The organism is Paraburkholderia sp. (assembly GCF_004298475.1).
In the GTDB taxonomy this organism is placed as follows: Bacteria; Pseudomonadota; Gammaproteobacteria; order Burkholderiales; family Burkholderiaceae; genus Paraburkholderia; species Paraburkholderia denitrificans.
This window is the reverse complement of the sequence record NZ_SCRP01000037.1, coordinates 49,533-62,628: the sequence shown is the minus strand read 5'-3', so window position 1 is coordinate 62,628 and position 13,096 is coordinate 49,533. Positions and strand designations below refer to the sequence as shown.

General features: G+C 67.3%; 14 protein-coding genes. 4 read left to right on the top strand and 10 right to left on the bottom strand.

Annotated features, from left to right (window positions below; translation table 11 throughout):
- The first annotated feature begins 89 nt into the window (after nt 1-89).
- From EPN59_RS19430 to EPN59_RS19415, 4 genes are all read left to right on the top strand, one after another.
- Nucleotides 90-704: a DUF4126 domain-containing protein gene (locus EPN59_RS19430; RefSeq protein ID WP_293046620.1), complete on the top strand. Its 615-nt coding sequence runs from the start codon at nt 90-92 to the stop codon at nt 702-704.
- A gap of 167 nt (nt 705-871) precedes the next feature.
- On the top strand, nt 872-3,391 hold the full coding sequence (locus EPN59_RS19425; protein ID WP_293046638.1) for an FtsX-like permease family protein: 2,520 nt from the start codon (nt 872-874) through the stop codon (nt 3,389-3,391).
- A gap of 198 nt (nt 3,392-3,589) precedes the next feature.
- The gene (locus EPN59_RS19420; RefSeq protein WP_293041742.1) at nt 3,590-4,324 is read left to right on the top strand and encodes an alanyl-tRNA editing protein; all 735 of its coding nucleotides are present in this window, start codon (nt 3,590-3,592) and stop codon (nt 4,322-4,324) included.
- A complete protein-coding gene (locus EPN59_RS19415) occupies nt 4,324-4,920 on the top strand; it encodes a DUF924 family protein (RefSeq protein WP_363928587.1) in 597 nt (198 codons plus the stop codon). Before EPN59_RS19420 ends, EPN59_RS19415 begins: the two co-directional genes overlap by 1 nt.
- Nucleotides 4,921-4,983: 63 nt before the next feature.
- On the opposite strand, the gene EPN59_RS19410 is transcribed toward EPN59_RS19415, so the two are convergent.
- The 10 genes from EPN59_RS19410 to EPN59_RS19365 all read right to left on the bottom strand — a co-directional run bounded on the left by EPN59_RS19410 (nt 4,984) and on the right by EPN59_RS19365 (nt 12,848).
- Entirely contained in the window at nt 4,984-5,730 is a 747-nt protein-coding gene (locus tag EPN59_RS19410) for an SDR family oxidoreductase (protein ID WP_293041736.1), read from the bottom strand.
- A 28-nt stretch (nt 5,731-5,758) separates the two neighbouring features.
- Entirely contained in the window at nt 5,759-6,343 is a 585-nt protein-coding gene (locus EPN59_RS19405; RefSeq protein WP_293041733.1) for a TIGR00730 family Rossman fold protein, read from the bottom strand.
- On the bottom strand, nt 6,340-7,107 hold the full coding sequence (locus tag EPN59_RS19400; RefSeq protein WP_293041730.1) for a TetR/AcrR family transcriptional regulator: 768 nt from the start codon (nt 7,105-7,107) through the stop codon (nt 6,340-6,342). Before EPN59_RS19400 ends, EPN59_RS19405 begins: the two co-directional genes overlap by 4 nt.
- Before the next feature lie 196 nt (nt 7,108-7,303).
- Nucleotides 7,304-7,897, bottom strand: a complete 594-nt coding sequence (locus EPN59_RS19395) for a diacylglycerol kinase (protein WP_293041751.1) — start codon at nt 7,895-7,897, stop codon at nt 7,304-7,306.
- A gap of 240 nt (nt 7,898-8,137) precedes the next feature.
- Nucleotides 8,138-9,169 carry a glycosyltransferase family 1 protein gene (locus tag EPN59_RS19390; RefSeq protein ID WP_293041727.1) on the bottom strand — a complete coding sequence of 344 codons (1,032 nt, stop codon included), beginning with the start codon at nt 9,167-9,169 and terminating at the stop codon, nt 8,138-8,140.
- Between the two features lie 66 nt (nt 9,170-9,235).
- Nucleotides 9,236-10,186 (bottom strand): UDP-2,3-diacylglucosamine diphosphatase, encoded by a 951-nt coding sequence (locus tag EPN59_RS19385; protein WP_293041724.1) that lies wholly within the window; start codon nt 10,184-10,186, stop codon nt 9,236-9,238.
- Nucleotides 10,187-10,428: 242 nt separating this feature from the next.
- Nucleotides 10,429-10,953 (bottom strand): RDD family protein, encoded by a 525-nt coding sequence (locus EPN59_RS19380; protein WP_293041721.1) that lies wholly within the window; start codon nt 10,951-10,953, stop codon nt 10,429-10,431.
- A gap of 101 nt (nt 10,954-11,054) precedes the next feature.
- Nucleotides 11,055-11,858 carry a DUF3106 domain-containing protein gene (locus EPN59_RS19375; RefSeq protein WP_293041718.1) on the bottom strand — a complete coding sequence of 268 codons (804 nt, stop codon included), beginning with the start codon at nt 11,856-11,858 and terminating at the stop codon, nt 11,055-11,057.
- 16 nt (nt 11,859-11,874) lie between these two features.
- Nucleotides 11,875-12,288 carry a DUF3619 family protein gene (locus tag EPN59_RS19370; protein WP_293041715.1) on the bottom strand — a complete coding sequence of 138 codons (414 nt, stop codon included), beginning with the start codon at nt 12,286-12,288 and terminating at the stop codon, nt 11,875-11,877.
- Nucleotides 12,285-12,848 (bottom strand): RNA polymerase sigma factor, encoded by a 564-nt coding sequence (locus tag EPN59_RS19365; RefSeq protein ID WP_293041712.1) that lies wholly within the window; start codon nt 12,846-12,848, stop codon nt 12,285-12,287. Before EPN59_RS19365 ends, EPN59_RS19370 begins: the two co-directional genes overlap by 4 nt.
- Between the last annotated feature and the right edge of the window lie 248 nt (nt 12,849-13,096).

The following is a 13,096-nucleotide window of genomic DNA, read 5'->3' as shown; positions in this document are numbered from 1 at the left end:
GGGCCAGGCAGCGCCGCGGTACCGGGAGGCGCAGTACTTGCCCAGGCGGTGAGCCGGTGTGCGGCCAACGCCGCTGCGAGGAGGCAGCCATGCTGGAACCACTTTCGCTGGCAGCGGGACTTTCGTGGGGCAGCGGGTTGCGCCTCTATCTCACCGTGCTCATGGCGGGCGTCATGCAGCGCTTCGGCCTGATCCATCTGCCCGACACCCTTTCGATGCTCGCTTCGCCCTGGGTGATCGGCGTCGCCGCCGCGCTTACCCTGCTCGAATTCCTCGCCGACAAGATTCCCGCGTTCGATTCGCTCTGGGACGCGGTTCATACCTTCATCCGCATTCCGGCCGGCGCCGTCCTCGCAGCGGGCGCGATGGGGCACGCCGATCCGGCCGTCCTCACGATTGCCGCGCTCGCGGGCGGCACGCTCGCAGGCACCGCACATCTCGCCAAGGCCGGTACGCGCGCGCTCATTAATCTGTCGCCGGAGCCGGTTTCGAACGTCGTCACGTCGAGCGCCGAGGACGGCATGACGTTCGTCGGCGTGCTGATGGCCTTCTTCGTCCCGATCCTGTTCCTCGTGATGCTGGTGGCGTTCCTGTCCGTGGCCGCCTGGGCGCTGCCGCGGCTGTGGCGCGGCGTGCAGGGCGGTTTTCGCGGCATGGCCATGCATATGGTCTCGCGCCTGTCCTTGCGGAGCCACCACGATTGAGCGGCGCCGCGCGTTCTTCACCTATCGATAAGCAGCCCGCCCAAGCCAAGAGTGGCTACGGCGGCAACAGCGGCGGCAACGGCGGCGGCAACAGCCTGCCGCCGCCTGAGGCGCGCAGGCCGCGCGCCACTCCCGGCGGTTTCGATCTCGTGCGGCTCGCCGCACGCATGACGGCGCGCGACTGGCGCGCGGGCGAACTGACGATGCTGCTCGTGGCGCTCGCGCTGGCCGTCGCGGCGCTCGCGAGCGTGGCGTTCCTCGCCGACCGTCTCGAGCGCGGCCTCGAACGCGATGCGCGGCGCATGATCGCCGCCGATTTCATCGTCCGCGCCGATCATCCCGTCGATCCGATGTTCGCGCACGAAGCACGCTCGCTCGCGCTTGCTACGGCGAACACGGTGATCTTCCCGAGCATGGTCGGCGCCGCCGGCGCGAACGGGCAGCCGCTCACGCGGCTGGCGGCCATCAAGGCGGTGTCCGAGGGCTATCCGCTGCGCGGCGCACTGCGTATTGCGGCTGCACCCGCGTCCTCGCCCGGCGCACCCGATCGCGAGGCGCGGGGCATTCCGCCGCCCGGTACGGTCTGGGTCGACGGCGAACTGATGGATGCGCTCAAGCTCCACGTCGGCAGCGTCGTGAACGTGGGCGCGAGCCGCTTCACGGTGGGCGCCGTCATCACACGCGAACTTGACCGCGGCTTTTCGTTCGTCAACTTCTCGCCGCGCCTGATGATGCGCGCCGACGAAATCGCCGCCACCGGCCTCATCACCTACGGCAGCCGCGTGACGTACCGGCTGCTCGTCGCGGGCGCCGATCCCGCCGTCGCGCAGTTCGCCGCGTGGGCGCATGCGCGCGTCGACGACGGCCAGATGCGCGGCGTCGCCCTCGAATCGCTGCACGACGGCCAGCCGCAGGTGCGCGAGACGCTCGACCGCGCGCGCCACTTCCTCACGCTCGTTTCGCTGCTGACCGCGCTGCTCGCAGCCGTCGCAATCGCGATGGCCGCGCACCGCTACACGCGCCGTCATCTCGACAGTTGCGCGGCCATGCGCTGCCTCGGTGCGAGCCAGCGCACGCTGCGCTCGCTTTTCATCCTCGAATTCGCGGGGCTCGGACTCGCGGGCGGCGTGGTCGGCGTCGTGCTCGGTTATGCAGGCCATCTCGCGCTGCTGGCGTGGCTCGGCAATCTCATCAACGTCGTGCTGCCGCGTCCCGGCCCGCTGCCCGCGCTCGAAGGCATCGCGGCGGGGCTCGTGCTGCTGCTCGGTTTCGCGTTGCCGCCGCTCTTGCCGCTCACGCACGTGTCGCCCGTGCGCGTGCTGCGGCGCGAGTGGGGCGAGGCGAGCCGCACGGCATGGGCCGCGTACGGCGTCGGCATCGCGCTGTTCGCCGGACTGCTGATCATCGCGGCGGGCGAGCTGAAGCTCGGCGGCATCGTCGCGGGCGGCTTCGCGCTCGGGCTCGTCGTATTCGCAGGCATCGCGCGGCTCGCGCTCTGGGCGGCGGCGCGCGTGTCGCGCAGCGGGCGTTTCGGTGCGCTGGTGCGCGCGGGCGTCGGCTGGCGCTATGCGCTGGCGTCGCTGGAGCGCCGTCCCGGCGCGAGCGCGCTGCAGATCACAGCGCTCGCCATCGGCCTCATGTGCCTGCTGCTGATCGCGATGACGCGCAACGATCTGGTGGAAGGCTGGCGCAAATCGACGCCGCCCGATGCGCCGAACGAATTTCTCATCGACATCCAGCCCGACCAGCACGATGCCGTGGCCGCGTGGCTGCGCTCGCACGGCATCGCGGATGTCGAACTGGCCCCGATGGTGCGAGGCCGGCTGCTTTCGATCAACGGCAAGCCGGTGAATCCCGAGGACTACAAGAGCGCGGACGCGCGGCGGCTCGTCGACCGCGAATTCAACCTCTCGTACACGACGCAGCTGCCCGGCGACAACCGCATCACCGCGGGTACGTGGTACGGCGACACGGCCACGCCGCAGCTTTCGATCGAAGCGGGGCTGGCGAAGCTGATCGGCGTGAAGCCCGGCGACGTGCTCAAGTTCGACGTGACCGGCCTCGAAGTGAGCGCGCCGGTCACGAGCGTGCGCAAGCTCGACTGGGGTTCGTTCAAGGTGAACTTCTTCGTGCTGATGCCGCCCGCGCTGCTGCGCGATTTCCCGGCCACCTACATCACGAGCTTCCATCTGGCCGATACGCAGCGCAGCGTGGTGGACGGCCTCGTGGCGGAGTATCCGAACGTGACGGCAGTCGATATCGCGCCGATTCTCGCGCAGATCCAGCACGTGCTCGAACAGGTGATCGGCGCTGTGCAGTTCCTGTTTTTGTTCACGCTGGCGGCGGGCGTGCTGGTGCTTTATGCGGCGCTCGCGGGCACGCGCGACGAGCGCATGCGCGAATCCGCGCTGCTGCGCGCGCTGGGCGCGTCGCACCGGCAGGTGCGCGCGGTGCAGGTGGCCGAGTTCGTCGCCGTGGGCGCGCTGGCCGGGCTCATGGCGGCCATCGGCGCGCAGGCGGTGGGCTCGGTGCTCGCGACGTACGTGTTCAACTTCTATCTGCCGTTCGATCCGTGGCTCCTGCCGGCGGGCATTGCGGCGGGCGTGGCGTGCGCGGGCGTCGGCGGCTGGATCAGCCTGCGGCACGTGCTGGTGCGGCCCGCGCTGCAGTCGCTGCGCGACGCCTGACGCGAGCGCACAGCAATGCCGAAACGCCGAAACGCCGAAACGCCGAAACGCCGAAACGCCGAAAGGCGGACTGGACGAAAGCCGCACTGGCTATCGGACCGGTACAGTCCGGTTCACGAGGCGCGCAGGCTGGCTGTCCGGATGCGCCGCACGCCGCCCATAATGGCGGTTCGACACGATCAGGAGGAGAGACTCGGCATGACGACTACCCGGGCATTGTTTCGCGAGGACGCTTATCTGACGCACTGCGACGCGACGATCGTCGCGGTGGGCGAGGACGGCGTGCGGCTCGACCAGACGGTGTTCTATCCGCTCGGCGGCGGCCAGGCGGGTGACACGGGTGCGCTGGTGCTGGCGGATGGCACGCGCGTCGAGATTGCCGACACGCGCAAGGCGAAGTTCGAAGGCGCCACGCCCGACGACGCGCTGCACGTGCCCGCGCCGGGCCAGGAGGCGCTGCTCGCGCGTCTGCGCACGGGCGAGCCGGTGCGGGCCGAAATCGACTGGGAGCGGCGTTACCGTCATATGCGGCTTCATACGGCGAGCCACCTGATGTGCGCGGTGCTGCCTTATGCCGTCGACGGTTGCAGCATCACGGCCGACTACGCGCGCCTCGACTTCGCGACGGTCGAGCCGATCGAGCGCGACATGATCGAGACGCGGCTCGCCGAACTGGTGACGGGCGCGCATGCGGTCGCGACCGAATGGATCACCGACGAAGAAATGGCCGCGCGCCCCGAACTCGTGCGCACGATGAGCGTGAAGCCGCCGGTGGGCCTGGGCCGCGTGCGGCTGTTGCGCATCGAGAACGTGGATTTGCAGCCGTGCGGCGGCACGCATGTGCGCAACACGGCGGAGATCGGTGCGCTCGCGGTGGCGAAGCTCGAAAAGAAGAGCGCGCGCACGCGCCGTCTCGTGCTGGCGCTCGCATGATGGCCGCCATGCCTGAAGCACTGAACGCTCGGGACGTGCTGGATTTCTGGTTCGGCGAGCCCGGTTCGCCGGAATACGGCACGGCGCGCAAGATGTGGTTCCGCAAGGACGACGCGTTCGATGCGCAATTGCGCGAGCGCTTTGGCGCGCTGCTCGATGCGGCGTGCGCGGGCGAACTCGACGCCTGGGGCGCAAGCACCGAAGGCGCGTTGGCCCTCGTGATCGTGCTGGACCAGTTCTCGCGCAACTGCTATCGCGGCACGCCGCGGGCGTTTGCCGCCGATGAACACGCGCTCGCACTCGCGCGCCGGCTCGTGGCGAGTGGTGCGGACCGCACGCTGCCGACGGTCTTTCATCGCGTTTTCGCGTATCTGCCGTTCGAGCATGCGGAATCGATGGAGGCGCAGCGCGACTCGCTGCGGCTGTTCGGCGAGCTGGCTCCGGATCCGGATGGGGAAGGGTATTACGACTACGCCGTGCGGCACGCCGACGTCATTGCCCGCTTCGGGCGCTTTCCGCATCGCAATGCGGTGCTCGGACGCGCGTCGAGCGACGCCGAACTCGCGTTCCTGCGCGAGCCGGGTTCGTCGTTCTAGCGTCGTTCTGGCCTCGGGCGATTGCGGCGTGCTTCGGTCGCGCTTCGGTCAATTCGGGGCGGCTCAGCGCCCGCCGCTCACGTCGAGGAGCGCGCCCGTCACGTACGACGCGGCATCGCTCAACAGCCACACAATCGCTTCGGCCACCTCGTCGGCGCCGCCCGGACGCCCGAGCGGCGTCTGCACGCCGAGCACGGCGGCGCGCTCGGGGCGTCCGCCGCTCGCGTGAATGTCGGTGTCGATGAGACCCGGGCGCACGGCGTTCACGCGCACGCCCTGCGGGCCCAGTTCTTTCGCGAGGCCGACCGTCATCGTGTCGACTGCGCCCTTGGACGATGCGTAATCGATGTACTCGTTGGGCGACCCGAGCCGCGCCGCCGCCGACGACACGTTCACAATCGCGCCGCCGTCGCCGCCACGGTCCTTCGACATGCGCCGCGCCGCTTCGCGCGCGCACAGAAACGCGCCGTAGACGTTCACGTCGAACATGCGCGCGAGGCGCTCGGCGCTCATGTCGGCGAGCGGCGACGAAGGCGCGACGATGCCTGCGTTGTTGACGAGCGCGTCGATGCGCCCGTAGGCGCTTTCGAGCGTGTCGAACATCGCGATCACATCGGCTTCGTTCGACACGTCGCCGCGCAGCACGCGCGCATGGCCGCCTGCACGTCCGACTTCCGCCGCGGTTTCGTGTGCGGCGGGCTCGTTGTGCTGATAGTTGACGCCGACGGTCCAGCCGCGCGCGCCGAGCAGCCGCGCGGTTGCCCGGCCAATGCCGCGGCTCGCGCCAGTGATCAGGACGACCTTGCTCATCAGCGTTTCTCCGTGGGAGGTTCGAAAATCAGACGTTTTCGCGCATGTCGGCCCACTTGTCCGCGGCGGGCGCGTGGTAGTGGCGCACCTTCGCGATCAGCGCGGCCGGATCGGTGTCGATCTGGAGCAGGTCGAGGTAGGTCTGCCGCATGAAGCCTTCGCTCACGGTGTGATTGAGCAGCGCGATGAGCGGATCGTAGAAGCCGTCGATGTTGAGTATGCCGACCGGCTTGTGGTGATAGCCGAGCTGCGCCCACGTGTAGACCTCGAACAGCTCTTCGAGCGTGCCCACGCCGCCCGGAAGCGCAACGAACGCATCGGACAGATCGGCCATCATTTTCTTGCGCTGATGCATGTCGTGCACGACATGCAGCTCGGAGAGACCTTCGTGGCCGACTTCCTTGTTCAGCAGCAATTCGGGGATCACGCCGATCGCGCGGCCGCCTTCGGCCATCACGGTGTCGGCGATCACGCCCATCAGCCCCACCTTGCCGCCGCCATAGACGAGCCCGAGGTTCGCCGCGACGAGCGCGCGGCCGAACGCCTTCGCGGCTGCGGCGTAGACGGGGTTCACGCCGAACGATGAACCGCAATAGACGCAAACTGCTTTCATTCGCTTATGTCCTTGTTTTCGTCTGATTTTTCGTCGGCTTTTTCGTCAACCTCGGCGCCCGTGCCGGCAGCGCCTTCGCGCGGCGGCAGGTAGTCGTAGAACTCGCGCTTGGGCAGCTTGCCCGATACGAGGTCGTCGAAGAGCTGGCGCGCGCGTCCGCGCAGATACGGCGCCATCAGCGAGACGATCTGCACGCTCACCTGGTGCAGCTCGTCTCGAATCGCGCCCTGGTCGTTGTACTTGCGCGGGTTCATCACGAACTGGTACGAGAGCCAGTACGTGGCGATCACGCCGATGTTGGTCGCGGTCACGGCGATCTCGGCGGGCGTCGCCACCATTTCGCCGTCTTCCACGAGCTGCTCGCAGAACTGCTTCGCGAAGTGCACCTTGTGGCTGATGATCTGCTTGAAGTGCATCTCCAGCGTGCGGTTGCGCGCGAGCAGATCGTTCAGGTCGCGGTAGAGAAACCGGTAGCGCCACGTGAAATCGACCATGTACTGCAGGTAGGCCCACATTTCGTCGATGGTGGCGCGATGGTCGTCGGGGAAGCGCAGACGACGGCCGATCTCCTGCTCGAACTGGCTGAAGATGCTGTTGATGATGTCGTCTTTGTTGCGGAAGTGGTAGTACAGGTTGCCTGGACTGATTTCCATTTCCTCGGCAATCGTCGTCGTCGTGACGTTCGGTTCGCCGATTTCGTTGAACAGCTTGAGCGACAACTCGAGAATCCGCTCGCGCGTACGGCGGGGGGGTTTGGCTTCCATGTCGTCCGGCCTTGTGGGTGCCGGGCTTGCGCGCTGCCGTTGGTTTGCCGCTGCGTCGATTGCCCGGACTCGGTTGGTCTTTGTATCATAAGACTGTCCGGGGATTATAAACCGGTGATCTGGACGGCACGGGCAACGCCAGCGGCCCGCGGCTTGACGCGGGCCCGGGTGTGTTGCGCCCGGGGGAAGGCGGAACTTACAGCGAGCCGAGCCAGCGCAGGAGCGGCGGGCCGAAAAGCGGCACGAGGATCAGCCCCCACGTCATCACGCAGACCGCGAGCGCCACGGTGACGGCTGCGCTGCCGAGGTCCTTGGCGCGCCGCGAAAGCTCGTTGCGCTCGAGCCCGATGCGGTCGATGGCGTTTTCGATACTCGAATTGATCAGCTCGACGATCAACACCAGCATGACCGACCCGAGCAGCAGCACGCGCGCCACCGGCTCCACGGGCACGACGATGCCGATCGGCAGGAGAATGGCTGCGAGCGTCAGTTCCTGACGAAATGCGCTTTCCTCGCGGATCGCCACGCGAAAGCCCTCGATCGAGTTCTTGAGCGCATGCCAGGCGCGCGTGATGCCGCGATTGCCCTTGTACGGATTGAACGGGGGCGCAAGCGGATCGTCGGGGCCGAGCGGTTCGCGGGGCTCGTGCGGATCGGCGGGTTCGGCCGCGTCGTGGTACGAGAGCGGCGGCTCGGGCGTGTCGTCCAGCGGCGTCGCAATGCGGCGCTCCGGCGCCGTGAAGGCCGATGGCGGGGCAGAGTGGGAGGGTGAGGGTGAGCGTAGAGGCATGGCGAGGCGGGTAGGTGCATCGCTATCGTACGCTTCGTACGCTGACCGGGGCGCCGTAACGAGCGAGTCCGCCTCACGCGGGCCCGCTGCGGCGGCAGACGGCGAACCGCTGCGGGTCGCGTGGGCCGCCTGCGGCGCACCGGCAGGCCGGGCTTTCTCGTTGTCGTCGGTCGGCATGCGCACGGTCGAAGCTCCGGTCGTCGCTAAACGTAGCGAAAGATCGCTAAAGGCCGGGGCCGCTCAGGCCGTGGCGCTCGATTCGTGCATCGTCGCAGGCGCACGCGGCTTCAGGTGCGACGCGAACTGCTCGGATGCCGCGCGCCAGGAGAAGCGCTCCGCCCACTCGCGCGCCGTCGCGCGGTCGATCTTGAGCGCTTCGATGCAGGCTTCGTGCAGATCCTCGTTCATCGCGCCCGCCTGGCCCGTGCCGAGCACGTCGATGGGACCCGTGACCGGATACGCGGCAACCGGCGTGCCGCACGCGAGCGCTTCGAGCAGCACGAGGCCGAAGGTGTCGGTGCGGCTCGGGAACACGAATACGTCGGCGGCGGCGTAGACCTTCGCCAGCTCGGGCTGGCTCAGCACGCCGAGGTAGTTCGCCTGCGGATAGCGCGACTTCAGTTCGGCCAGTGCGGGGCCCTCGCCGCAGACCCATTTCGAGCCCGGCAGGTCGAGCTTCAGAAACGCCTCGACGTTTTTTTCCACCGCGACGCGGCCCACGTAAAGGAAGATCGGCCGCGCGGTGTTCAGGACCTTCGATTCCATCGGCTGGAAGATGTCGAGATCGACGCCGCGCGTCCACAGCACGACGTTCGTGAAGCCGAATTGTTCGAGGTCCGACTTGACGACGGGCGTCGGCGCCATCACCGCGAGCGAGCGCTTGTGGAACCAGTGCAGGAAGCGATACGTCGCCGCAAGCGGAATGCCGAAGCGCGCCTGCACGTATTCGGGAAAGCGCGTGTGATAGGCCGTCGTGAACGGCAGGTTGTGCTCGATCGCGTAGGCGCGCGCGCCGAGGCCGAGCGGGCCTTCGGTCGCGATATGCAGCGCGTCGGGGCCGAACGCGTCGATGCGCGAGCGCAGATGACGCTTCGGAAACAGCGAAAGGCGGATCTCGGGATAGGTCGGGCACGGGATCGTGCGGAATTCGAGCGGCGTGAGCAGATCGACCTGATGGCCGAGCGCAGTCAGCTCGCGCGTCGTGTTCTTCAGGGTCCTTACCACGCCGTTGACCTGCGGCTCCCATGCATCGGTCACGATCATTACTTTCATTGGTCGTCGGCCTTCGAAATGTCGGTTGGTGTCGTCCGTCGCGGGCGATGCCCGCGTTATGCGCGCTCAGGCGCTCACGCGCGCCTTGCGTGTCGAGCGCTGCGCCTGCGGCGCCTGCATGACGGTCCAGTAGATGATGCGCAATTCGCCCTCGAAGGTTTCGACGAGCGCCGAGAGGCTCTCCACCCAGTCGCCGTCGTTGCAGTACAGCATGCCGTCGATGTCGCGGATCTCGGCCTTGTGGATATGGCCGCACACCACGCCGTCGCAGCCGCGGCGGCGCGCTTCGTCGGTCATCACGCGCTCGAACGACGAGATGAAGTTCACCGCGTTTTTCACCTGGTGCTTGAGGTACTGCGAGAGCGACCAGTACTGAAAGCCGAGCCGCGAGCGGATCCGGTTGAACCAGCGGTTCAGCACGAGGATCACCGTGTACGCCGAGTCGCCGAGATAGGCGAGCCACTTCGCATGCTGGATCACGCCGTCGAAGAGATCGCCGTGCACGACCCACATGCGCTTGCCCCCGAGCGTCGTGTGAAAGGCTTCCTCGCGCACCTGGATGTCGCCGAACGAGAGGTCGCAGAACTGGCGCGCCGCTTCGTCGTGATTGCCGGGGACGTACACGACATGCGTGCCCTTGCGCGCCTTGCGCAGCACCTTCTGCACGACGTCGTTGTGCGCCTGCGGCCAGTACCAGCCTTTCTTGAGCTGCCAGCCGTCGATGATGTCGCCGACGAGGTACAGGTAGTCCGAATCGTTATGGCGCAGGAAATCCAGCAGATAGTTGGCCTGGCAACCACTTGAGCCGAGGTGAATATCGGAGAGCCAGATGGTGCGGTAGCGATGCGGGGCGGGATGATCGTCGTCGTGGGAGCCGGGCGATGCGGAATCGTTCAGGGGCAGCGGCGGTGGCGGGGAGAACGAACCGTCGGCGGGGCCGGGGTGGAACGCGGCGGGGTCGGTAGCCGTTCCGGTGGTCTGCCGGAAGAGTGTGGTCGCGGACGTGTTTGAGGCCATGGCTCACGCGGCGGGTTGTAATGGGTGCATTGCGCCATGCAGGCGTGACCGTGCCATGACAGTCATGAGAACGGCGTGTTACGCCGTCCGTGGCTGTGGTGTGGTTGCGACGAAAGATTTGCGTGCTGGCTTGCGCGCGCCGTCGCGGCGCGGCGTTTTTGATGCGCGCTACGGCCTCTCAGGCGTTTGCAGCCTTTGCAGCCTTTGCCTTTGCAGCCTTTGCAGCCGTGGCGGTGGGGCGTTTAGCGCGGCACCGCCACGACGCACGTACCGGCGATGCGGTCGTGCGGGAGCTGCCGGCCGGGGATGAAGCGGGCGCTTGCAACCCAGAGCACGAACCACACGGCGACGAGCACGAGCGTGTGCGGAACCGTGAAATGGAAAATCGTGTGCAGCGCGAGCGGCGGCAGGAACCAGAGCCACGCGGCGAAATACCGCACCGTGGCGCGCGACAGTGACGGCGGTTTCCCGTTCGGGCCGATCACGCGGATGCGCCATGTTTTCATCGGCAGCGTCTGGCCGCCGCTGTGCCAGAAGCCGACGAAGTACACGCCCGCGACAATCGTGATCCACGCCGACATCAGGTTGTGGTACGTGAATCCGTTGCGTGCGTGCAAGACGAGGCTGAATGCGAGCGCGGCGAGAAAGATCACGCCGAAGAGCAGCACGGACTCGTAGACGAGCGCGGCAAGGCGCCGGCGGATCGTGGCGGGCTGCGGTGCGGAGGGGGCGCTCTGTGGCGCGGCGGCGGGAGCGCGTGTGTTCACGTGTACGTCGGTAAGGAAGCGGAAGGCCGTAAGGATAACCGCGAACGCCGCCGATGCGGCATAAGCCGTTTGTCGCGGCGTTTGTCCCAGGACGGGGCCGCTCAGGAGCCCTTGAACGCCGCAGGTGCTTCGGCGGGTGAAACCGGGGTCGGCGTCACGGGAACGACGCTGGCGGCGGGCGCTGCGCCCGCGGTTGCCGCCGTGCCCGCCGTCGCGGACGCCGGCGTGTTCATCGCGCCGGATGCGCCGTGGGCCGCGGATGCGGCAGCCGGGCGGGACGCGGGGAGCGCCGTCGATGGATGCGTCAAGCGGCGTTCGCGCTCGACGAGGCGCTCGATGCCGCGAATTTCGCTCTTGCCGCCCGAGGGCGGCGCGCTCACGACCGTGCGGCGCTTGCGCTCGCTCGCGGCGAGGCGCGCTTTCTGGTCAGGGGGAAGCTTCTGATAGTCCTTCCATGCACGCTGGCGAGCCTGCGCGGGCAGCGCTTTGGAGACTTGATAATTTTCGCGCGCGACACGGCGCTGCTCGGGCGTCATCTCGACCCATTCGGCCATGTGCGCGTGCAGGTGTTCTTGCGCTTCTGGCGACATCTTGGGGTAACGCGCGGCGATCTTCAGCCATTTGCGTCGACGCTCGTCACTGAAATGGTCCCATTCGTTCGCGAACGGCGCGAGCGCGACGTGCTGCGCGTCCGAAAGGTTCGCCCACGCGAGCCGGTCGCTCGGGCCGGGCAGCGGCGCAAACGCCGTGGCGATCGACGTTTCGACGGAAGGGGTGCTGGCCGGTGCGCTCTGGACGGCGCTGGTTGCGTGTCCAGGGTGAAAACGCGGGTAGGTCGCCGCATAAGACACCAGTACCGCGATGACCGATCCAGCTACTACGGCGAGGCCGCGCTTGTAACTCACCCCGCGAGCCTCCCGGTCAGTGAGAACGCGACAGATACGCGTTGAAACCGTGATCGAGATACGCCGTGAGCGGCAGGTCGTCGCTCAGCATGGCGGCATCGATATCGGCCAGTTCGGCCGTACGTTGCTGATCCTCGAAATACGCGATGGCGAAGAGCCCGGCGACGAGCGCCGCGAGCGGCCATGCGAGCGCGAAGCGTGCGAGCCGCGAACGGCGGCGCGGCGCGGCAAAGTCGGCCGGCACGCCGGCAGGCGCCAAAGCCGGGGCGCGCACGAACTCCAGCTCAGGCTTTTTGCGCGCGAGCGCGGCCTGGCGGGCGACGGCGAGCCGGTCGGCAGTGGAAACGGGCAGGCTGGCCGCGCTCTCGTCGAGCGCGCGGCGCAGCTCCCGCACGAACTCTGATTCTTTGTTGTCGAGAGCGGAACTCATAGGGTGATTCCTTTCGCCTTGAGCGCTTGTGCCAGCGTGTGCGTGGCCCGCGAGCAGTGCGTTTTCACGCTGCCTTCGGAGCAGCCCATGGCGGCGGCGGTTTCGGCGACATCCATATCTTCCCAGTAACGCATCAGAAACGCTTCCCGTTGACGCGCCGGTAATTTTTGGACTTCTTCGTCGATCAGGTTCAGGACCTGTTCCCGCTCGAGCTGCTGCTCGCTGCTTTCGGCGCCGGCAGATCCCTGCGCCACCTCGATGGTTTCGAGCGGGTCGAAATCCTCGTCTTCCGCGTTGCCGAGCGACGAGAACAGGCTCACCCACGTATTGCGTACTTTCTGCCGCCGGAAATAATCGTGCGTTGTGTTTTGAAGGATGCGCTGAAAAAGCAGGGGCAGCTCGGCCGCGGGCCGGTCGCCATATTTTTCGGCGAGCTTGATCATCGCGTCCTGCACGATGTCGAGCGCGGCGTCGTCGTCTCGCACGGCGTAGACCGTCTGCTTGAACGCGCGTCTTTCGATGCCCGCCAGGAAGTCGGCGAGTTCCTTGTCTGATGCCATCCGTTGCAGAGCGCCGCCACCAGCGTACGCGTAACCGTTCGAAAAATGTCGTAAAAACTCGCGGATGCTAGCAAATTTTTGCCTCCCCCGGGTAATGGATCGCTCGGCCGGGCTGTCCTCGGGCTGTCCTGTTCTGCCCCCGCGCGGCGCGACTGGGGGCTCGGCGCGCCCGCCCGCGGCCGCATGCGAGCGCGTTTTACAGCCCGTTTTACGGCGTGTTTTCCAGCCCGTTTTCCAGCATGTACCCG

Excerpts from the sequence above, each read along its gene's own strand:
- EPN59_RS19430 (WP_293046620.1), top strand. The coding sequence starts at position 90 with ATGCTGGAACCACTTTCGCTGGCAGCGGGACTTTCGTGGGGCAGCGGG.
- EPN59_RS19425 (WP_293046638.1), top strand. The coding sequence starts at position 872 with ATGACGGCGCGCGACTGGCGCGCGGGCGAACTGACGATGCTGCTCGTG.
- EPN59_RS19420 (WP_293041742.1), top strand. The coding sequence starts at position 3,590 with ATGACGACTACCCGGGCATTGTTTCGCGAGGACGCTTATCTGACGCAC.
- EPN59_RS19415 (WP_363928587.1), top strand. The coding sequence starts at position 4,324 with ATGGCCGCCATGCCTGAAGCACTGAACGCTCGGGACGTGCTGGATTTC.
- EPN59_RS19410 (WP_293041736.1), bottom strand. The coding sequence starts at position 5,730 with ATGAGCAAGGTCGTCCTGATCACTGGCGCGAGCCGCGGCATTGGCCGG.
- EPN59_RS19405 (WP_293041733.1), bottom strand. The coding sequence starts at position 6,343 with ATGAAAGCAGTTTGCGTCTATTGCGGTTCATCGTTCGGCGTGAACCCC.
- EPN59_RS19400 (WP_293041730.1), bottom strand. The coding sequence starts at position 7,107 with ATGGAAGCCAAACCCCCCCGCCGTACGCGCGAGCGGATTCTCGAGTTG.
- EPN59_RS19395 (WP_293041751.1), bottom strand. The coding sequence starts at position 7,897 with ATGCCTCTACGCTCACCCTCACCCTCCCACTCTGCCCCGCCATCGGCC.
- EPN59_RS19390 (WP_293041727.1), bottom strand. The coding sequence starts at position 9,169 with ATGAAAGTAATGATCGTGACCGATGCATGGGAGCCGCAGGTCAACGGC.
- EPN59_RS19385 (WP_293041724.1), bottom strand. The coding sequence starts at position 10,186 with ATGGCCTCAAACACGTCCGCGACCACACTCTTCCGGCAGACCACCGGA.
- EPN59_RS19370 (WP_293041715.1), bottom strand. The coding sequence starts at position 12,288 with ATGAGTTCCGCTCTCGACAACAAAGAATCAGAGTTCGTGCGGGAGCTG.
- EPN59_RS19365 (WP_293041712.1), bottom strand. The coding sequence starts at position 12,848 with ATGGCATCAGACAAGGAACTCGCCGACTTCCTGGCGGGCATCGAAAGA.